The sequence below is a fragment of the Rhodococcoides navarretei genome, from assembly GCF_038069675.1.
GTDB lineage: Bacteria > Actinomycetota > Actinomycetes > Mycobacteriales > Mycobacteriaceae > Rhodococcoides > Rhodococcoides navarretei.
Genome location: NZ_JBBPCN010000001.1, coordinates 1,610,694 through 1,630,854, shown reverse-complemented (window position 1 = coordinate 1,630,854; position 20,161 = coordinate 1,610,694). Strand labels below are relative to the sequence as shown.

Below are 20,161 nucleotides of genomic sequence, written 5' to 3'. Positions count from 1 at the left end.
ATGCTGTCGGAGTCGATCGGTCAAGAGGCGACCGTCGATCGCAATGATTTCGCAGGGGGTGAGTGTGCATGGCCGCAGTACGACTCAGCGATGTGGCCGCGGCGGCGGGCGTCTCGCAGGCCACAGCGTCGCGGGTGCTCAACGGCTCGTCACGAGTACCCGGCGAGGGTGTGGCCGATCGCGTGCGCGCAGCAGCGGCCGATCTCGGCTACATCGCCAACGCTCAGGCCCAAGCGCTGGCCCGGTCGTCGACGGGCCTGATCGGGCTCGTGGTGCACGACGTGGCCGACCCCTACTTCTCGTCCATCGTTCGCGGCGTGCAGAACGAGGCTCGCGCGGCCGACAAGCTGGTACTGCTGGCCAGTACCGAGCGCGATTTCGCTCTCGAACGGCAGTCGGTCGCCACCTTCATCTCGCACCGCGCCGACGCCATCATCCTGGCCGGCTCGAGGCAGAGTGGCGACTTGGACCGAGCGTTGGAACAAGAATTCGCGGCATACCGCGACAACGGCGGCAGGGTGGTGGTGATCGGGCAACCGGTGCCGTTCGCCTCTGCGGTCGAACCCGAGAATTTCGCCGCATCGGCGGCTCTGGCACAGGCCCTGCACGCACACGGCCATCGACGCTTCGCGATCATCGGCGGACCGGGAAATATCCGGACCTCGACCGATCGTCGCAACGGCTTCGTCGAGACACTGTGCACACACGGCCTCACACCGGAAATCGAAGTGGCCGGGGACTTCTCGCGAGACGGTGGCTACAGCGCCGCACGACGCCTGGCGGCTGCGCTCGAGCTCTCCCCCGGCCACGGCACACCTCCCTGCGTATTCGCGGTCACCGACGTCATGGCCATCGGGGCAATCGCAGCGTGGCGCGAGCTGGGCCTGAGCGTGCCGGAGGACGTCTGCGTCGCGGGATTCGACGACATCCCCACCCTGCGGGATCACTCCCCGAGCCTGACGACCGTCGCTCTGTCGTTGGTCGACATCGGCGAGCGAGCCGTGCAGCTCGCCCTCGATCCGCAGAGTCGCCCCGGAAGCCGGGAGTGGGCACCGGGGACCGTCGTGCTGCGGCGCAGCACTGCCCTGAACAGCTGATTGTCCGAATTGCTTGACACTGTGGGCGCAATCACACTACGTTGGGCGACAGCTTCGGAAAGCGCATTCCAGCGGGAGTAGACGGACCCGCTCTCCTACTAGCTCGAGGACTCCTTATGACGACAACATCGTCGGTCGAAGTCCGTTCTGCCACTGCGTCGGTTCCTCAACCCGCACCGACCCGTCGTCGACGGTTCCCTTCGCTCCGCAATACCTGGTCCGGTCTGTGGCGGCCACTGGCCCTCGTGGCTGTGCTCGTCGCCGCCTGGTGGGCCGTCACCGCCTCCGAACTCGTTGCGCCCTACATTCTCCCGTCACCCGGTGACACGTGGTCGACGATGGTGGACAACGCCTCCTACCTCGCCGGCCACACCTGGGTGACCACCTACGAGACCATTGCCGGCTTCGTCATCGCCTCGGTGGTCGGCATCGCCGTCGCGGTGGTGATGATCTATTCGTCCTCGATCGAGAAGACGATGTACCCGCTCATCCTGTTCGCGCAGGTGATCCCGAAGATCGCCATCGCGCCGCTGTTCGTCGTGTGGCTCGGCTTCGGTCCGAGCCCCAAGATCCTCGTGGCCGTCCTGATGGCGTTCTTCCCCATCGTCATCGCCGGAATGGCGGGATTGCGTTCCGTCGATCCCGAGATCCTCGAACTCACCTCGACGATGGGCGCGAGCAAATGGAAGACGTTCTGCAAGGTGCGTTTTCCCGCGTCGTTGCCCCAGCTGATGTCCGGCCTGAAGATCGCCGCAACACTCGCGGTGACCGGTGCGGTGGTCGGTGAATTCGTCGGTGCCAACGAAGGTCTGGGGTACGTGATCCTCCAGGCCAACGGAAACATCGACACAGCAATGCTTTTCGCTGCGCTCATCATCATGTCCCTACTGGGAATTCTCCTCTTCCTGATCATCGAGATCGCCGAGAAATTCCTCATCCCCTGGCACGCATCGCGTCGCTCCACCGCGTCCGTCGGCGCTGTGTGACCCGCTTGCTCTCCCTACATCGAAGGACACATTCCATGAAGCTCAAGAACGTTCTGGTGGCGACCGTCGCGTCGTCCGCTCTGGTACTCGCCGGATGCAGCGGAGGAGGTGGCGGCGAGGAAAAGGCCCCTGGCACCGACGGTGAGACCACCGCGACCTCGCTGATGCTCAACTGGTATCCCTACGGCGAGCACGCCCCGTTCTACTACGGCGTGCAGGAGGGAATCTTCGCCGAGCACGGTATCGACCTCACCATCACCGCCGGACAAGGATCGACCAAGACCACCCAGGCGGCGGGCTCGAACCAAACCGACTTCGGCTGGGCCGATACCGCGGCCGTGATGTCCAACATCGACAAGGGCGTGAAGGTCAAGAGCCTCGGCGTATTCCTGCAGACGACGCCGTCGGCTGTGCAGGTCTACGCGGACGGACCGATCCAGACCACCGCCGACCTCGCAGGCAAGACCATCGCCGTGTCCGCCGGCGACGCCCCCACCACCACATTCCCCATCTTCCTCGACCGCGCCGGCGTTCCCGAGGACCAGGTTCAGCAGCAGAGTCTGGACTCCGCAGGCAAGATCGCCGCGATGCTGTCGGGTCAGGTCGACGGTCTCATCGGCTTCGCACACGACCAAGGGCCCAACATCGCGAACAAGTCCGGACGCGAGATGCGCTATCTCCGCTACTCCGATGAGGGGCTGAACTTCTACAGCAACGGCCTCATCGCCAACACGTCGACCATCGAGAACTCGCCGGAGCTCGCTCAGGCCATGGTCGACGCCACCCGCGAGTCGTTCGAGGCAGCCATCGCCAATCCGGAAGCGGCCGTGGCGTCGATGGTCGGTAAGGACCCGCAGACTCCGCCGGAGTCGGTGCTGCTGCAGCAATGGCAGGAGACGATCCCACTGCTCACGACCGAGAACACCGAAGGAATGGCACCGGGCGTCAACAGTGACGAGGACTGGGCCAACACCATCAGCATCCTCAGCGACGCCGGACTCACCGAGACCGGAGCCGAGGCGTCGACGTACTGGGACTCCAGCTTCACCTCCAACGAGGAATGAGACGCAATCATGAACGCCATCACCAGTGAACGGCCGACAACGATGACCGACACCGCGGTATCGGTGGACAACCTGACCGTCCAGTTCTCCTCCAAGCGAGGTGACGTCACCGCTCTCTCCGACGTCGACCTCCGAGTCGGCAGGGGCGAATTCGTTTCCATCGCAGGGCCGTCCGGCTGCGGCAAGTCCACCCTTCTCAAGGTGGTCGCCGGCCTGACCGGTGCCTCTCGTGGTTCGGTGGAGCTGGCAGGCAAGGAGGTGCACGGCCCCCAGCGCAACATCGGTTACGTCTTCCAACGCGCGGCCCTGCTGGAATGGCGGACGGTGCGGAAGAACATTCTGCTTCAGGGTGAGATGCGCGGAATGAACAGGAAGGCCGCGGCCGCGAAAGCCGATCAGCTGATCGAGATGACCGGTTTGACGGGCTTCGAGGGAGCTCTCCCCCACGAGCTGTCCGGCGGCATGCAGCAGCGCGTATCCCTGTGCCGTGCCCTGCTGCACGAGCCGGAGGTGCTGCTCATGGACGAGCCGTTCGGCGCTCTGGACGCTCTCACCCGCGAGAAGATGAACGTCGAGCTGCACCGCATCTGGCGAGAAACCGGCACGACGGTCATGCTCGTCACTCACTCCGTCGCCGAAGCGGTCTACCTCGCCAACCGGGTCGTCGTCATGAGCCCGCGGCCGGGTCGGATAGTGGACATCCTCGACGTCGACCTTCCTGTGCATCGGGACTACAGCGCCACGATGGAGAAGCCCGAATTCATCAGTGTTGCAAACACTGTGCGTGATCTGCTGGGAGCGACGACGAGCGCGGACTGAGTACAACTCCCATACTCGGCCCTGCAGATGACACCGGTCTGCAGGGCCTTCCGGCGTCTCGGCTCAGGACAAAGAATACCGACGCTCTTCTCCGAGACCCAACATATCTTGCCGTCGCTGCACGCTCATCGCACCAATTCGCCCCTCGCGCATGTCCGGATTGATCGAGCTGACATCCACCACAGCGTCCCGCGGTCCGAGCGCCCACGAGTTCGCCCACTCGCTTCCCGGCTCCTTGGCCGCTCACCGGACGGCTCCCTCGCATGTCTTCCGGCAGCTACTCGAATTCTGAACACGCAACGGTCGCTCGATCGCAGCAGGACGGCCGGCCCGAGGCCTCGGTTTCCGGGCCGATCGGGTCGGGTCCATGTGACACAAGGCCCTAGGGTCGCCGGTCGACATCGATGGACGATGAATCTCCGACGCAGCCGCAGAGGGAAGGCGAACGTGATGACCACGGGACAAGAGCAGGGTGCAACCGACAAGCCTGATCTACGTACGCGAGCAGTTGCGCGCTTGAACAGGCAGGCGGACTTTCGGGTCCATCTGATGATCTACCTGATAGTCAATGGTTGCCTGACCGGAATTTGGGCGATGAACGGCCGTCCGTTCTTCTGGCCGATCTTTTCGATCGTGGGTTGGGGAATCGGTGTGCTGTTCGACGCATACGACGCCTTCGGCCACTCCCCCAGCGAAGCGCGTATCCAGCGCGAGATGAAGCGCATCCAAGAACGAAGTTGACCACTCACGACGAGCAGGAGAATTCGATGTCCGCTACAGATCGAGAGCACACGCACCGCACGTCGACCCGTTCCACTCCGGGAACCGGAGGTGAGGCGGTGTACTTCTTCGGCGGCATCGGCAGTCTGATCTTCTGGTGGCAGGCCGCGTCAGGATTCGGCGAACACGTTGTCGCCGTACTCAAGTCGTTCGTCTGGCCGGCGTTCCTCGTCTACCAGGCCCTCGGGGCGTTGGCCGGGTAACCTGTTGCCGCCGTCTCGAATCCACCGGATCGGCTATCGCGACGCGGCCCGGTCCACCACTCGGCGAGCAGTTCGGGCCACGGCCTCGTCGATCAGGAATCCCTTGCTGTCCACGGCCACTCCCGAGGTGGCACGTTCCAAGTCGGCCAACATCTCCTCGGCCTCACGCACCTCGTCCTCCGAGGGCACGAACACCGTTCGCACCCGCGCGAGTTGAGCCGGATGTATACACGCGCGTCCGACGAATCCGAGACCGGCCAACGTGCGAGTATCGGCCTCGAACGCATCGGAATCTCGGAAGTTTCGCGACACCGCCGCAGGCGGCGGATCGATTCCTGCCGCCACGCTGGCTGCCACCACCTGAGCACGCACGAACGACAGTGACTCCGCCGAGCCGTCGACGCCGAGATCTGCGGCCAGGTCCACCTCCCCGATCTGCAAAAACTTGACCCGAGGGGCACGGGCAATCTCGAGAGCGGCAAACACTCCGGCGGCCGTCTCGATGAGGGGCGAGACCACCGCGCCGGTGCCACTCAGTAGAGCATCGGCCTGCTCCACCTCGCGAGCAGACGACACCTTGGGCAGCCAGATACCGGTCAGGTTCGGGTGCAACACCGCGCGAATATCGCTCTCCTGCAACGGCCCTGGGTTCACCCGCACCCAGATCTGCACGTCACCCGGATCGCAGGCAGCAACCCACTCGGCCACCGTCGCACGGGCGTGATCCTTGTTCGCCGCAGTGACGGCGTCCTCGAGATCCAACACCACCGCGTCGGTGCCCGATGCCAGTGCTTTGTCGAAACGCTCCGGCACGTCCCCGGGAACATAGAGGTAGGTCAGAGCCGTCCTCATCCGATGACGCCCGTGCCCGCGACGAGAGACTTGGCGATCACGGTGCGCATGATGTCGTTCGTGCCCTCACCGATGGCCATGAGCGGAGCGTCGCGGTAGAGACGCTCGACGACGAACTCGGTGGAGTAGCCGTAGCCACCGTGAATGCGCATGGCTTCGAGGCTGGCGGTGATGGCGGCTTCGGAGGCGAAGTACTTCGCCATGCCGGCCTCCATGTCGACGCGCTTACCCGAATCCGCCTGTGATGCAGCCCAGTACGTCATCAGACGTGCAGCCTGCAGCTGGGTCGCGATGTCGGCGATCTTGAGCTGGATGGCCTGGAACTCGGCGATGGGCTGCCCGAATGCGGTGCGCTGCTTCGCGTATTCGAGGGCAGCATCGTAGGCGGCCTGTGCGATGCCGACGCTGCGTCCGGCAATATTCAGGCGACCGATCTCGAGACCGGACAGCGCCTGCTGCAGACCACGACCCTCCACCCCACCGAGCACTGCGTCGACGGGGACGCGCACATCGGTGAACGTGATCTCACACGATTCGGTGCCCTTGTAGCCGAGCTTGCCCATGTCGCGCTGCACCTCGAAACCGTCGGTGCTGGTGTCGATCAGCAGCAGCGACATGCCCTTGTGGGCCGGCGTGGTCGTGGTGTCGGTCTTCACCAGTACCGGAAGCACATTCGCGTGGCGTGCGTTGGTGATCCACGTCTTGGCACCGTTGACGACGTAGTGGTCGCCGTCGCGCTTGGCGGTGGTCTTGATGCCCTGCAGGTCGGTGCCGGCACCCGGCTCGGTCAGACCGACGCCCGTTCGCCATTCACCGGACGCGAGCTTGGGCAGCAGCGTCTTCTTCTGCTCCTCGGTGCCGTGCTTGCCGATCATCCAGCACGAGAGGTTGTGGCTGCCGAGAATGCCGGCGACGCCCATCCATCCGCGGGCCAGCTCCTCGTACACCAGGGTGAACGAGACCTTGTCGAGGTCGAGGCCGCCGTACTCCTCCGGCGTCGTGATCCCGAACAGTCCCATGGCCTTCATATGCTCGACGATCTCCGTGGGGTATCGACCCGTCTTCTCCCACTCGTTCGCGACGGGGATGATTTCCTTGTCGACAAAGGTGCGCAATGCTTTCCGGAAGGCCGTCTGCTGCTCGTCGTACGTGAAGTCCATGATGATGTCCTGTCGGTTGAAGTGTCAGGGTGCCGGCGCGATGGCTGCGGCGAGGTCGAGGATGGCGGTCAAGTCGGTTTCGTCGACCAACCCGAGGACGCGGTCGGCCAGCTCGGTGGCACGAGAGTCGTTGCCGCAGTTGCCGAGGAACTTCTCCAGCAGACGGTCGTCGCTCAGCGGGAACCCGGCGCTTCCTTGGCTGCCGCCGACGGAGGCGTCGAGCACTCGTCCGTCGGTGAGGGTGAGAACCGCCCTGCCCGACGCGGCCGCCGCGGGAACCTCGGACGGTAGGTTCGTCACCCGTACCTTGCGGGCGGTGACGAGGACGTTCTCGCGTGCGATGGATTCGTCGGTGTAAGTCGAGACGGTGATGGCACCGTCGTGCAGCAGCGCGGCCACGCTCCACGGCAGGTCGAATTTGCCGTCGTAGGTACTACGCGGTGACGCGACCCCGGTGTTGGGTCCGCAGACGAACGGACTCGAATCGGGGTGAACGAACACCTCGATGTCGGCCACGTCGCTCGCCTGAACCGTACTGTCGCCGAGCGCCTTCGTCACTGCATCGAGCGTGACGTGCATCAGCTGGCAACTGGGATACGGCTTGATGCCGATCCGGGTGGCTTCCCACCGCGTCCCGAGTCCTTCGGTCAGTGACGCGAAGTTCGTCGGCCGGTCGGTCAACGCTGCGTAGAGTCCGCGTCGACCTTCGAGAACCGACGACGGTCCGGTGGCTCCGGCGGCCGCGAGCCGGGCGGCCAGCACACCGTTCATGCTGGCCGATCCGGGATGCAGCGCCTTGGTGTCGGCGTCGGTATCGAGAAACTCGAGCAGTCCCGAGCTGGACGACCCGGCGATGCCCAGGGCGTTGACCAGTGTTTCGGTGTCGAACTTCGAGAGGTGTCCGGCAACGAGCGAGGCCGTCAACGGTCCCACCGCTGCCGTGGCATGCACGCCCCGAGCGTGAAATCCGTGCGGACTGACTTCGCCGAGGCGACAGGCGGTTTCGAGCCCGAGGGCCGCGGCGGTCAGCACATCTGCACCCGAGGCCGACACTTGCTGTCCGACGGCGAATGCCGCAGGAAGAGATACCGCCGTCGCGTGCACCAGAGCGCCCGCATGCGTGTCGTCGAAATCCAGAGAGTGCAGCATCACCCCGGTCGCGAAGGCGGCTGCCGGCGCGGACAGTCCGCGGGTTCCGGTGAGTGGCCGGGCTTCCTGGGGCCCACCCAGGGCGTCGGCTACTGTCCAGCCCGGTCGGCCATAGCCGAGACGTTGGGCCGCAACGGTATTACCGACGCCGTCGAGTAGGTGACGTGCGGCCGCGTGCCGGACGTCCTCGGACAGATCGGCGACGGTGACACCCGATGCCCACTCCGCCAGGATCGTCGAGGTCACGCCCGCACCTCGTCCTTCGCCGTACCGAAGGCTCCCTCCGCCTTCAGTTTTGCGACGCGTTCGTCGTCGTATCCCAGTTGGTCGCGCACGATGTCGTCGAAGTGCTCGTTGCGCTGCGGAGCACGGCGGTACTGCTTGGCCTCGGATCCGAAATTGACCGGGGAGGCGACCTGGCGCACCGTGTCGTACACCGGATGCTCGGTCTCGACCACAAGATTGCGTGCGAGCGTGTGGGGTTCGGTCAGCGCATGCTCGACGTCGTTGATCGGCCCGGAAGGCACCCCGGCAGGGCCGAGCTTCGAGAGCCAGTGATCGACGGTGTTGGTGGCGAACACATCTTCCAGGATCGGCAGCAGCACGTCCTGGTGCTTACCGCGCAGCGAGAAGTTGGTGAACCGCGGATCGGCACCGAGATCCGGGCGATCGATGGCAACAACCAAACGGTCCCAGAACTTCTCCTTCGCGCAGCCGACGATGAGCCAGCCGTCCGTCGCCTCGAAGGCCTGGAACGGAACCAGGGAGGGGTGTGCCGAGTTCTTCGTGCGGATCGGCTCGAAGCCGGCGTTGAGGTGCCACGTCGCGGGATAGGTGAGCAGAGACATCGCGGTGTCGTACAACGAGACGTCGCAGTCCCCACCGATGCCGTCGCGTCGGGCAGCGTGCAATCCCGAGAGCAGCGAGATCGCGGCGACGAATCCACCGGAGTAATCGACCAGGGACAGACCGGATTTGGTGGGCGGGCCGTCCGGGTCGCCGGTGACGCTCATCCAGCCGGCGAGACCCTGCAGAATGTAGTCGTAGCCAGGTTCTTTCGCGCGCGGACCGGTCATGCCGAAGCCGGTGAGGCTGCAGCACACGATCGCGGGATTGAGGTGCTTGAGCTGGTCGTAGGTGATGCCGATCTTCTCGGGCACGTCGCCGCGGAGGTTCGAGTAGACGGCGTCGCTGGTGCGGACGAGGTCCTCGAACACCGCTCGGCCGCTCGGGGTCGAAAGGTCCAGTGAGAGAGAGCGTTTGTTCCGGTTGAAGCTCTCGAAGAACAGCGAGTCCTCGCCCTCGTTGTAGGGCGGGACGTAGCGGCCGACGTCGCCGCCCACGCTGGGGTCCTCGATCTTGATGACATCCGCGCCCAGATCGGCGAGGTGCAAGCTACCGAACGGGCCTGCGCCGTACTGCTCGAGGGAGATGATGCGGACGTCTTCGAGTGGCCTCATGCGTCGGAGTCTTTCGTCTGTAGTTCAAGGTCTGCCGGGAGTTCGAGCGGGCCGTTCTGTGCTTCGGGGAAGTAGTTCTGCCCGATGCCACTGTCGCGGGTGGCGACCATGACCGAGCGCTTCCACGAAATGACCTCGACGCCATCCTGATTGAGGCCGCGGGTGATCATCGAGACGATGCCGGCGTAGGGGCGTGACTCGGATTTGCGCAACCCGGTGCAGATGCTTTCGGCGTACAGGGTGTCGCCTGCGTAGACGGGGTGAGACATCTTGATATCGGTGAAGGCGAGGTTCGAGATCGCGTTCTGACTCATGTCGATCACCGAAAGCCCCAGCACCACAGAGACGGTGAAGCCGGAGTTGACGATGACCTTCCCATCGGTGATGGGGTTCTGCGACGCCAGATGCGCGTTGAAGTGGTTCTGGTTGGTATTGAGCGACAGCAGTGTGACCCACGTGTTGTCGGTCTCCGAGATCGTCCGCCCGAAGGGATGTTGGTAGACGTCCCCCACGGCGTAGTCATCGAAGAAGCGCCCCAGAACGGCCGGATGGATTGCCACCGTGTCTCCTCGTGTCAGTTTGGCGAGTGCCTTACCTAGACCATAAACATCAGATGTTTACGGCGTCAAGGGTTCGACGAAACCGGTGGACGACAAGTTTTGCGGCGAATCGCTCCATAAAGAGCAGATGTTTCACGAGGTGCGCAGTCGGTCCATCTGTCGGTACGAGTCGCCGAGGTGGTCGAGGTGCTTACGCATCAAGTCCATCGCAGCCATGGAATCCCCGGCGGCCACCACGTCGAGCAGACCGCGATGGTCGCTGTCGACGCACTGCCAGAAGCCCTCGGGTGCGTGGTCGCGGCCGAATCGGCCGGACAACACTCGGAATACGGGAGCCGTGATGAGCTCGAGCAGCGGGTTGTGCGCTGCACGGAGCAGGACCAGGTGGAATTCCTGGTTCTTGGTGAACGTTTCGGGGCCCTGCACGTCGTTGGGGTCGAAGATCGACGCGTTGAGCTGCTCGAGATGCTCGTCGGTGCGGCGAAATGCAGCGATGCCGGCGGCCGGCACCTCCATCAGGTTGCGCACTTCCATCAGCTGGTCGACCGTGACGGTCTCGGCGGCGGCCATCAACGCCACACCGGTTTCCAGGTGCTCACTGATGTGCCCGACGCTGGGGACGGCCACGAAGCTTCCCCCGGTCACTCCCCTGGTCGTCTCGATCAGATTTTGGCTGGCCAGCGACCGAAGCGCTTCTCGGATGGTGCTGCGTCCGACGCCGAATTCGGCGGTCAGCTCGGCCTCGCCGGGGAGCCGCTCTCCCGGTTGCAGCTCACCGGACAGAATGCGGGTACGCAGGTGTCCCGCGAGAACCGCATACGCGGGGACGCTCTTGGCTGTTGCCTTGAGCGGTGCCGATTGGGCCACGTCTTCCCCCTGGTTGTCGCTCGACTGCTTCTGCTGACCGGTGGGTACTGGTCGGCTCGAGCTTAGCCTGGCCGATGCTCCGAGATGCGGGGATCTCGACCCTCGATACATCCGCTTTTTAGCGGGGAATCGTCGGCATGGTCCCGGATCGGACCGCGAATCCTGAGAATTCGGTCCCAATACATCAGAGGTATTGCTTTTCTCGCCGATCATCAGCACTATGACTCATGTCACCTCAGCCGTGACCACAACGACTTCGTAGGACAGGCGGAGCACGCCTTCCCGCTCCACTCGGGCACCGACAGAACGGACGCAACATGAAACGAATTGGAGTCGACGTCGGCGGCACGTTCACCGACCTCGTCCTGTGGGACGACGACGGCACCGTCGTCGTGCACAAGACCCCGTCCACCAACCACGACCCCTCGATCGGCACGATGGACGGAATCAAAGTTCTCGCCGAACGCGCCGGGATCGACCCGTCCGAGATCGACATGTTCTTCCACGGCACCACCGTGGCCACCAACATCGTGCTCGAGCACAACGGCTGCGACGTCGGCATGATCACCACCGAGGGTTTCCGCGACCTGCTGCACATCGCGCGCAAGAAGCGTCCTCTCAATTACTCGAACTACCAGGATCTTCCGTGGCAGAAGTGGCAGCTCGTGCCGCGACGCAACCGTCGGGTGGTCCCGGAGCGCATCGACGCCGCAGGAAATATTCTCACCCCACTCGACGAAGATGCGGTGCGCGAACAGGTTCGCTTGCTGCGCGAGCGAGGCGTGCAGGCCATCGCCGTCGCATTCCTGCACGCGTACCGCAACCCCACGCACGAGCAACGCGTCAGAGCCATCATCGAGGAGGAGTTTCCGGGCGTCTTCATCTCCCTCTCCAGCGAAGTGGCCCCGCAATACCGGGAGTACGAACGCTTTTCGACCGCAGCGCTCAACGCCTTCATCGGACCCAAGACCTCGAAGTACATCGAGAACTTGGCGGGTAAGGCCAAGGCGGCGCAGGTCGGCGAAGACGTGCACCTCATGACCTCCGCGGGCGGACTCGTCACCTCGCGCAGCGCCAGCGAAATCCCGGTCTCACTCCTGACCAGCGGCGTGGTCGCCGGCTTGCTGGGTGGCTGCGCCATCGGTAAGGCCTCCGGGTTCCCCAGTGTCATCACCCTCGATGTCGGCGGCACCTCGGCGGACGTCGGCGTGGCACCGGACGGCGCGCTGCGGATGAAGCATCTGCTCGACACCCGGATCGGCGACTATCACGCGATGGTGCCGATGGCCGAGGTCGACACCATCGGTGCCGGCGGCGGTTCCATCGCCGTGGTCGACGACGGGGGCATGTTCCGCGTCGGACCACGTAGTGCGGGTGCCGTTCCCGGTCCCGCCTGTTATGGGCACGGCGGCACCGAACCGACCTCCACCGATGCCATGGTGATGATGGGATGGCTGCGCGAGAAGAGCTTCCTGTCCGGAACCATGGAGGTCAAGCCCGAGCTGGCACGTCAGGCGATTCAGACGCACATCGCCGACAAGCTCGACACGCCACTCGACGACGCCGCAATGGGCATCTTCAAGATCCTCGCCCATTCCATGACCGAGGCGATCAGCCTGCACTCGGTCCGCAAAGGCTATGACCCGCGCGACTTCTCACTCATCGCCGAGGGTGGAGCGGGGCCGCTGTTCGCGTGGCAGATCGCCGACCAGCTCGGTATTCCGCGCGTGATCGTGCCCGGTCACCCCGGCATCACCTCCGCCGTCGGCCTGCTCACCACCGACATCCGCTACGAGGAGCCGACGACGGTGTGGACGTCGTCGGCGGACCCGAACATCGAACTTCTGCAGGAGCAGATCGAGCGTCTGTCGGCCCTCGCCGTCGCGCAGCTCGAGAAGGACGGCGTTGCGGCGGAAAACATCTCGCTCGAACGCAGCGTCGACTGCCGGTACGTCGGCCAGGGTTACGAACTCCGCGTCGCCGCGCCGGACGGCAACATCGACGACGTGTGGGTCAAGACCGTCGCCGAGGCATTCCACGACGTGCACGGCCGCACCTACTCACAGCGGTTCGACGACAAGCCCGTACAGCTGATCAACGTCCGAGTCACCGGAGTGGGTGCGGTCCCCCACGTGCAGATCGCCGACATCGCCGTGGGTACCGCCGACTCCTCCGCCGCGATCAAGACGACCACGCAGGCGCTGTTCTGGCAGGACGAGACGTCCGCGCCGCAATGGGTGGACACCCCGGTGTACGAGCGGTCGTTGTTGTTGGCGAACAACCAGATCGACGGTCCTGCGATCGTCGAGCAGTTCGATTCCACCACGATCATCGGCATGAATCAGCACGCCACCGTCGACGCCGTCGGCCACATCATCATCGAGAGGAACCCCGCATGAGCAAGGCGCTGATGCCCACCACCGGAGTGTCACTGGCGGGCGAATCCACTCGAACCTGGAACGACGTCGAGGTCGACCCCATCACCCTGCGCGTCATCGGCGGAGCACTGCAGTCGATGGCCAAGGAGATGGCCCAGGTCCTCTACCGCATGGCGTACTCCTCGCTCATCCGAGAGTCCGAGGACCTCGGCGCGGGCATCTTCGACATCAACGGACGTGAACTGTGCGAATCGGATTCAACTCCGATGCACTGTGGTTCGATTCCCGCCTACATCAAGGGTGTCAACCGTCGCCTCGCCGGAACGTACAAGCCCGGAGATGTGGTGCTGCACAATCATCCGTACCACGGTGCGGCCCATTCCCCCGATTACGGCGTGATCATTCCGATCTTCTGGCAGGGCGAGCACATCGGCTTCGCCGGGTGTACCGGTCACGTGTCCGACGTCGGCGGTAACTTCCCCGGCCTGTGCATGGACGTCGTCGACGTGTGGGCCGAGGGCAAGCTGATGGACTCGATGAAGATCTACGAGGCCGGCGTCCGTAACGACTACCTGATCCAGCACATCCTCGACAACGTCCGTACGCCCGAGCAGAACCGCGGCGACCTCGAAGCACTGATCGCCTGCTCGCGGATCGGCGAGAAACGATTCACCGAGCTGCTCGAGAAGTACGGCCTCGACACCGTCATGAGCGCGGGCGAGCGGTGGATGGACTACTCCGAATCGATGCTGCGCAAAAAGATTCGCGAGATTCCCGACGGCAGCTACACCGCGCCCATCGGATATCTCGACGACGACGGTAAGAACCGCGACGAACCGCTCAAGGTGGCCGTGCGGGTGCAGGTCGAGGGCGAGGACATTCTCATCGACCTCACCGGCTCCAACAGCCAGGTGCCCACCGCGTTCAACGTCCCGTTCGAGGGTTCGGTTCTGCCGGTGGCTGTCTCGGCCATTCGTACGATCCTGCTCGACGAGGATCTGACCGAGGAATTCGTTCCTCAGAACGACGGGTGCTTCCGACCCGTCAAGGCCTATGCCCCCGAGGGGACGATTTTCAACCCGGACTTCCCCGCATCGTGCTTCGCGCGGTTCTCGCAGGTGAACCGCGTGTTCGACTCGATCAATCTCGCTCTGGCCCCGGTACTTCCGGATCATGCGATCGCGGGATCGTCCGCCGCGCTGTGCGCCATCGCCTACTCCGGTATCGCGCCGGACGGCGAATCGTACTGGGTCTACATCGAAATCAACGAGGGCTCCTACGGTGGCCGCAACGGCAAGGACGGCATGGACGCCGTCGACGCTCTGATGGCCAACACTCGCAACAACCCGATCGAAGAGCTCGAACTCAACCACGCCATGCGCGCATTGCGGTACGAGCTGCGCGACGAGGCACCCGCACCGGGCAAGTGGCGCGGCGGTATAGGCAGTGTGCGCAAGTGGTTGATGGAGACCGATACGTTCCTCGGTTCCGAAGCCGACAACCGGTCGGATCCGCCGGCCGGAGCGCTCGGTGGCCACAACGGTGTGTCCGGCTCGTTCACCAGGAACGCCGGGACCGATCGCGAGGAAGTGCTGTACTCCAAGGTCACTCAAGAGACGATTCGTTCCGGTGAGACGCTGGAGATCAAACTGCCCTCGGGCGGCGGCTTCGGAAATCCCTTCGAGCGTGATCCCTTCCAGGTGCTCAGCGACGTCTGGGACGAGTACCTCACCGAGGAGGATGCCCGACGCGACTACGGTGTGGTCGTGAACACCGATTCGTGGACGGTCGACGAGGACGCGACGTCCGAGCTGCGCGCCCGGAGCGCAGCCTGATCGAGGACGGGACCTTCGGCGGTGTCGTCCGGTGGATCGACGACCGGAACGACACCCCGGGGCCCCTGTCCGGCCTGCGCATCGGCGTCAAGGACAACATCGACGTCGCCGGCGTCGAAACCACCTGCGCGTCGGAGTTCTTCGAGAACAACGTCGCCGACGCTGATGCGGAGGTCGTCGTCCGCCTGCGTCGCGCGGGCGCGTCGGTGGTCGCGAAACTGAACATGGCCGAGTTCGCCGTCGGCGTCACCTCGCAGAACTCGGCCGCAGGCCCGTCGTACAACCCGTGGAATCGCACTCGGGTGCCCGGCGGGTCGAGTGGTGGTTCGGGGATCGCCGTCGCTGCCGGGTTGGTCGACGCGTCTCTGGGCACCGACACCGGCGGGTCGGTGCGCCTACCCGCCGCGGCGTGCGGAATCACCGGTCTACGACCGAGCTGGGGGTCGATCAGCAACGACGGCGTGTTCCCGGTGAGCGAGCAATTCGACACCGTCGGCCCGATGGCGCGGTCGATCACCGAGGTGAAAGCCCTTTTCGACGTCCTGTCCCCCAACCCATCCGAACCCTCGGACGTCACGCGCATCGGTGTCCCCACCGTGTTCCTCACAGCGGACGTGGACCCGGGCGTCGCGCAGACCGTCGCAGCCGCGGTGCGCACGTTCGCCGAGCTGGGCTACGAGATCGTCCCCATCGAACTCGAGCACGCAGCCGATGCCCAGGACATCGTCTACACGATCGTCTACAGCGACCTCGCCCGCCGCCATCGGCACCGGCTCGACACGGAGCCCGAACGCTTTCAACCCGCCACCCGTGAGCGAATAGCGTTGGGCCTGAGCATCTCCGATGCCGATCGCGCTCACGCACTCACTGGCCGCCACCGCTTCCGCGAGGCCACGGCCGCGACGTTCGAGATGGTCGACGTGGTGTTGACCCCGGCCATGCCCGTCGACGTCCCCCCGAGGGACGGGGGTGACGATGTTGTCGCTCTCTCACGCCGAATGGGTCAGTTCACGTACCCGTGGTCTCTGCACGACGGTCCGACGCTGGCCCTGCCGGTCGGATTCCACCCGTCCTCGGGCATGCCGGTCGGAGCGCAGCTGACGGCTGCATCGCGCCGCGAGGGCGCACTGTTCGCCCTGGGTGAGCGCTACCAGTCGGTGACCGACTGGCATCGGACAACTCCGCCGCATACATCAGATCTTTAACCGAGCTGCGGGACTGATTTCTCGGCATCCGGGCCGAATGAGGCCGTCTTGACGCCCTAAACATCTTATGTTTAGGTGGAACACAGTTGTTACGTACGTCTCACCATGAGTGCTCGTGCGACAGCCGCCACTCCCACTTCGGTAAGCGCTACGCCGATCATCCAGCGAGGACGCAGATGCATTTACGCCGAGCCACGTCCATCATGGCAGCACTGACGCTGTCCACCGCATTGGTGTCCTGTGGATCCGATCCCGGTCCCGACGCGGACCCCGCCAATCCGGTCACGATCGATGTCACCGTCTCGGCAGCGGCCGAAATCTACAGCATCCCTTGGCTTGTCGCGCAGCAGCAGGGATTGTTCGAGAAGCACGGTGTGATCGTGGAGAACATCGTGCCGGGTAAGGGCGGCAGCGCGACGATGCGAACCCTGCTCGACGGCAACATCCCCATCGGCGAGGTCAGTTACCCGTCGATCGTGCAGGCGGATGCGGCCGGCTCCGAGCTGCGCATCGTCGGCGGCGGCACCCAGGGGCCGTATCCGATGAACTTCTACGCGCTCGCCTCGAACCCCAACATCAACACCATCGAGGACGTACGTCGCTGGGCCTACACCCGCCCCAACTCCGCGTCCGACGCCCTCACGCGCCTCATTCCCTCACTCGCGGGCGTTGAACCGGGACAGATCGAGCGGGTTGCCTCCGGCGGAATCGGCGAAGGCTTCGCACTTCTCGAAGCCGGAAACGTCGATATCGCCCTCGTCCCCTCGATCGTCGCCGAACAGCGGCCCGAGGACTTCAAATTGATCGTCAGTAGTCCCGACTACATGTCGCGGTTCCTGCAGTCGACGATCACCACGACCAAGGACTACGCCGCGAGCAACCCCGGGGTCGTACGTGCCATCAACGCCGGCTACACCGAAGCGGTCGCGTCGATCGAGGCCGATCCTGTTGCCGCTGCCCAGATCTACGCGAACTACACGGGATTCGACGTCGAATCGGCCACCGCAGTGGTCGAACGCGCGTCCTCGGTCGGCACGTGGGGCGGCGGCTTCGATACAGCGTCCGTCGAATCCGCCCAGGACGGCGTGGAAGCGTCGGGGAGCGATCGCGTACCCAATTTCTGCACTCTGTTCGACCCGGAGTTCCTCGCCGAAGGAGTCGAGAACGATGTTCCCGGCGACTGCGACTCCTGACAGCATTTCCCACCACCAGAAGGTAGCGACGTGACCCAAGCAGCGACTCGACCCCGCCCCGACACCACCTCCGCCATCGCCGTCGCCTCGTCGGTGTCGCGGCACTTCGGTGATGTGACCGCCCTCCACGAGATCGACTTGTCCATCGGCCGAGGCGAATTCGTCTCCGTCGTCGGACCCAGTGGCTGCGGTAAGTCCACTCTCCTCGAAGTGTTCGCCGGGTTACAGGATCACGACGGCGGCACCGTGCACGTGGACGGCCAACCGCTGACCGGCCCTCGGTCCAAGACGGCAGTGATCTTCCAGGAATCGGCGACGCTGCCCTGGCGGACCGTCCGTGACAACGTCGCGTTCGCTCTCGAAGTCCGGGGCGTCGGCAAGAAGGAACGTCGGTCCCGCGCCGACGAGTTGCTGAACACTGTGGGGCTGAGCAAGTTCGGCGACCACTACCCCACCCAGTTGTCCGGCGGTATGCGCCAGCGTGTGGCCATCGCGCGCTGCCTGTCCATGGAGCCCGACCTCATTCTCGCGGACGAGCCGTTCGGCGCGCTCGACGAGCAGACGCGACTGGTCATGTCGTACGAGCTACTGAAGATCGTCGAAAAGCTCACGTGCGGAGTCCTGTTCATCACCCACAGCATCCAGGAGGCGGTACTGCTCTCCGATCGCGTGATGGTGATGAGTGCACGGCCCGGCCGATTCATCGACGAGGTGGACATCGACCTGCCGCGTCCACGGTCCGAAGACGTACTGGCGAGTCCCGAGGCTGTCGCACTTCACGAACGTATCTGGTCGCGGCTGCGGGACGAGGCCAAGAAGACCATGAGCATCGAACCATGAGTGCGCCCACGCGCGAGAGCACGCGCGCCTCCGTGGTCCCCGGATACATCCGGCCGGCCCCCTCCAGACAACTCGGTCTCCCCGCATGGGGATGGACCGTGCTCATCCTCGTCGCGGCACTGGTGGCCATCGACATCTCGGCACGGTTCTTCGCCTCACCCCTGGACATCGTTCCGGTGACCGACATGATCTCGACGTCGCTGAGCTTGCTGACCGACCCTGACTTCCTGATCGACGAGTTGGGCCGAACGCTGGGTATCATCGTTCTGGCGTTCGTGCTCAGTTCCGTACTCGGTGTCGCCGCCGCGTACGTTCTGTGGCGGTACGAGCTGTGGGACAGAGCGTTTCAGCCGTATCTCAACGTCTACTACGCGGTTCCGACGTTCGCGCTGTACCCGATCATGGTGGTGTTGTTCGGTGCCGGTGTGGCTCCGATCGCCATCCTGTCCACCATCTTCGCCTTCGGTGTGGTCGCATTGAACGCGCGCACCGGATTCAACTCGGTATCGCCGATCGTCACCAAGCTCGGCACCACACTGATGCTCACGCGGTGGCAGTACTTCCGATCGGTGCTGCTTCCGTATGCGCTGCCGAGCATAGTGACCGGACTCAAGCTGGGTCTCTCGTACGCCGTCATCTCGGTGCTGGCCAGTGAGTTCATCCTGTCGACTCAAGGGCTCGGCCACTTCATCTCCATCGCCTACGACGGATTCGACATCGCCGACATGTACGCCGGGATCCTCATCGTGGCGCTGATCGCTCTGCTCTCGACCTCGCTGATCTCGCTCGCGCTCAACCGATTCGATTGGAGGCGCCGCTGATGAGCAGCACCTTGGACAGAGTAGCCACCACCCCGACCGCTCCCCCGAAAGCCGTCTCGTCCGTAGGTCGCGACAACGCCCGACGGTTCCTCCCTCCCGTGGTCGTGGCCGTTCTCGCGGTTCTGATCTGGTGGGTCGCGGCCGTTCTGGTCGACAGTCTCATCTTCCCGACGCCCGCCGAGGCCATGGCCTCGCTCGTCGAGGACCTGGGCAAGGCGGACTTCCGCGCCAATGTCGGTGACTCGCTGCGCATCCTCGTGCTCGCGTTTCTGGCCAGCACGGTCGTGGGTTCACTGCTGGGTCTGACGCTGGGACTGAGTCCGTTCTGGACCCGAACCATCGCCCCGATCGTGTACTCGATCAACAGCATTCCGAAGATCGTGCTGTACCCGATCTTCTTGTCGTTCCTCGGTATCGGCGCACTGAGCCGATTCGGTTTCTCCTTCTACGCCGCCTTCATCCCGATGTTCCTCGTCGCGGTCGAGGCCACAGCATCGGTCCAGCGAATTCACCTCAAGATGGCCGCATCACTGCAGGTGAGCTGGCCCCGGTTGATCCGTCAGATCGTCATTCCCGCAGTGCTTCCGGCATTGGCGACGGGTATGCGGATGACGTTCGGTTTGGCGTTCCTGGGACTGCTTCTCGCCGAAATGTTCTCGTCGTCCAGCGGCATCGGATACGAACTTCTGCGCAACGTCAGCCTGGTGCGGATGGAAAACATCATGGGCACAGTTGTGCTGATCCTCGTGATGGCATTGCCGCCCACCATTGCGCTGCAGTGGTTGGAAACTCGCATCACCTCGAAATACGGCGGCCGCTGACGAGGACGGTTCGGCGGCCATCGTCGATCAAACACCGGATACCGTTCTGCCCTCTGCCACTTTACATTCAC

The 20,161-nt window shown here is 64.3% G+C and carries 19 protein-coding genes; 13 read left to right on the top strand and 6 right to left on the bottom strand.

Annotated features, from left to right (window positions below; genetic code table 11):
* The first annotated feature begins 68 nt into the window (after positions 1–68).
* From AABD04_RS07910 to AABD04_RS07885, 6 genes are all read left to right on the top strand, one after another.
* The gene (locus tag AABD04_RS07910) at positions 69–1,097 is read left to right on the top strand and encodes a LacI family DNA-binding transcriptional regulator (protein WP_341440787.1); all 1,029 of its coding nucleotides are present in this window, start codon (positions 69–71) and stop codon (positions 1,095–1,097) included.
* A gap of 116 nt (positions 1,098–1,213) precedes the next feature.
* Positions 1,214–2,083 (top strand): ABC transporter permease, encoded by an 870-nt coding sequence (locus AABD04_RS07905; RefSeq protein ID WP_222068610.1) that lies wholly within the window; start codon positions 1,214–1,216, stop codon positions 2,081–2,083.
* Positions 2,084–2,118: 35 nt separating this feature from the next.
* On the top strand, positions 2,119–3,147 hold the full coding sequence (locus tag AABD04_RS07900) for an ABC transporter substrate-binding protein (RefSeq protein ID WP_341440786.1): 1,029 nt from the start codon (positions 2,119–2,121) through the stop codon (positions 3,145–3,147).
* Positions 3,148–3,156: 9 nt separating this feature from the next.
* Positions 3,157–3,966 (top strand): ABC transporter ATP-binding protein, encoded by an 810-nt coding sequence (locus AABD04_RS07895; RefSeq protein WP_341440785.1) that lies wholly within the window; start codon positions 3,157–3,159, stop codon positions 3,964–3,966.
* A gap of 450 nt (positions 3,967–4,416) precedes the next feature.
* Positions 4,417–4,707, top strand: a complete 291-nt coding sequence (locus tag AABD04_RS07890; protein ID WP_341440784.1) for a 2TM domain-containing protein — start codon at positions 4,417–4,419, stop codon at positions 4,705–4,707.
* 26 nt (positions 4,708–4,733) lie between these two features.
* Positions 4,734–4,949, top strand: a complete 216-nt coding sequence (locus AABD04_RS07885) for a hypothetical protein (protein WP_045840812.1) — start codon at positions 4,734–4,736, stop codon at positions 4,947–4,949.
* Between the two features lie 33 nt (positions 4,950–4,982).
* Here the strand turns inward: AABD04_RS07885 and AABD04_RS07880 are convergent, their stop codons facing one another.
* The 6 genes from AABD04_RS07880 to AABD04_RS07855 form a co-directional block, all read right to left on the bottom strand.
* Positions 4,983–5,801, bottom strand: coding sequence for an HpcH/HpaI aldolase/citrate lyase family protein (locus AABD04_RS07880; RefSeq protein WP_341440783.1), 819 nt, complete (start codon positions 5,799–5,801; stop codon positions 4,983–4,985).
* Entirely contained in the window at positions 5,798–6,961 is a 1,164-nt protein-coding gene (locus AABD04_RS07875; protein ID WP_341440782.1) for an acyl-CoA dehydrogenase family protein, read from the bottom strand. The genes AABD04_RS07880 and AABD04_RS07875 overlap by 4 nt, the downstream gene beginning before the upstream one ends.
* 24 nt (positions 6,962–6,985) lie before the next feature.
* Positions 6,986–8,356, bottom strand: a complete 1,371-nt coding sequence (locus tag AABD04_RS07870; protein ID WP_341440781.1) for an MmgE/PrpD family protein — start codon at positions 8,354–8,356, stop codon at positions 6,986–6,988.
* Entirely contained in the window at positions 8,353–9,570 is a 1,218-nt protein-coding gene (locus AABD04_RS07865) for a CaiB/BaiF CoA transferase family protein (RefSeq protein WP_341440780.1), read from the bottom strand. The genes AABD04_RS07870 and AABD04_RS07865 overlap by 4 nt, the downstream gene beginning before the upstream one ends.
* Complete coding sequence (locus AABD04_RS07860; protein ID WP_341440779.1) at positions 9,567–10,130, bottom strand: MaoC family dehydratase; 564 nt, start codon at positions 10,128–10,130, stop codon at positions 9,567–9,569. Before AABD04_RS07860 ends, AABD04_RS07865 begins: the two co-directional genes overlap by 4 nt.
* A 132-nt stretch (positions 10,131–10,262) precedes the next feature.
* Positions 10,263–10,997, bottom strand: a complete 735-nt coding sequence (locus tag AABD04_RS07855; RefSeq protein WP_243595429.1) for a FadR/GntR family transcriptional regulator — start codon at positions 10,995–10,997, stop codon at positions 10,263–10,265.
* A gap of 317 nt (positions 10,998–11,314) precedes the next feature.
* Between AABD04_RS07855 and AABD04_RS07850 the strand changes: the two genes are divergently transcribed.
* The 7 genes from AABD04_RS07850 to AABD04_RS07820 all read left to right on the top strand — a co-directional run bounded on the left by AABD04_RS07850 (position 11,315) and on the right by AABD04_RS07820 (position 20,090).
* A complete protein-coding gene (locus AABD04_RS07850) occupies positions 11,315–13,396 on the top strand; it encodes a hydantoinase/oxoprolinase family protein (RefSeq protein ID WP_341440778.1) in 2,082 nt (693 codons plus the stop codon).
* On the top strand, positions 13,393–15,210 hold the full coding sequence (locus AABD04_RS07845) for a hydantoinase B/oxoprolinase family protein (RefSeq protein ID WP_341440777.1): 1,818 nt from the start codon (positions 13,393–13,395) through the stop codon (positions 15,208–15,210). The genes AABD04_RS07850 and AABD04_RS07845 overlap by 4 nt, the downstream gene beginning before the upstream one ends.
* Positions 15,156–16,415 (top strand): amidase, encoded by a 1,260-nt coding sequence (locus AABD04_RS07840; RefSeq protein ID WP_341440776.1) that lies wholly within the window; start codon positions 15,156–15,158, stop codon positions 16,413–16,415. Before AABD04_RS07845 ends, AABD04_RS07840 begins: the two co-directional genes overlap by 55 nt.
* A gap of 176 nt (positions 16,416–16,591) precedes the next feature.
* Entirely contained in the window at positions 16,592–17,608 is a 1,017-nt protein-coding gene (locus AABD04_RS07835; RefSeq protein WP_341440775.1) for an ABC transporter substrate-binding protein, read from the top strand.
* Positions 17,609–17,638: 30 nt separating this feature from the next.
* Positions 17,639–18,448: an ABC transporter ATP-binding protein gene (locus AABD04_RS07830; RefSeq protein ID WP_341440774.1), complete on the top strand. Its 810-nt coding sequence runs from the start codon at positions 17,639–17,641 to the stop codon at positions 18,446–18,448.
* A complete protein-coding gene (locus AABD04_RS07825; RefSeq protein ID WP_037148404.1) occupies positions 18,445–19,269 on the top strand; it encodes an ABC transporter permease in 825 nt (274 codons plus the stop codon). Before AABD04_RS07830 ends, AABD04_RS07825 begins: the two co-directional genes overlap by 4 nt.
* A complete protein-coding gene (locus AABD04_RS07820; protein WP_341440773.1) occupies positions 19,269–20,090 on the top strand; it encodes an ABC transporter permease in 822 nt (273 codons plus the stop codon). Before AABD04_RS07825 ends, AABD04_RS07820 begins: the two co-directional genes overlap by 1 nt.
* Positions 20,091–20,161 lie beyond the last annotated feature (71 nt).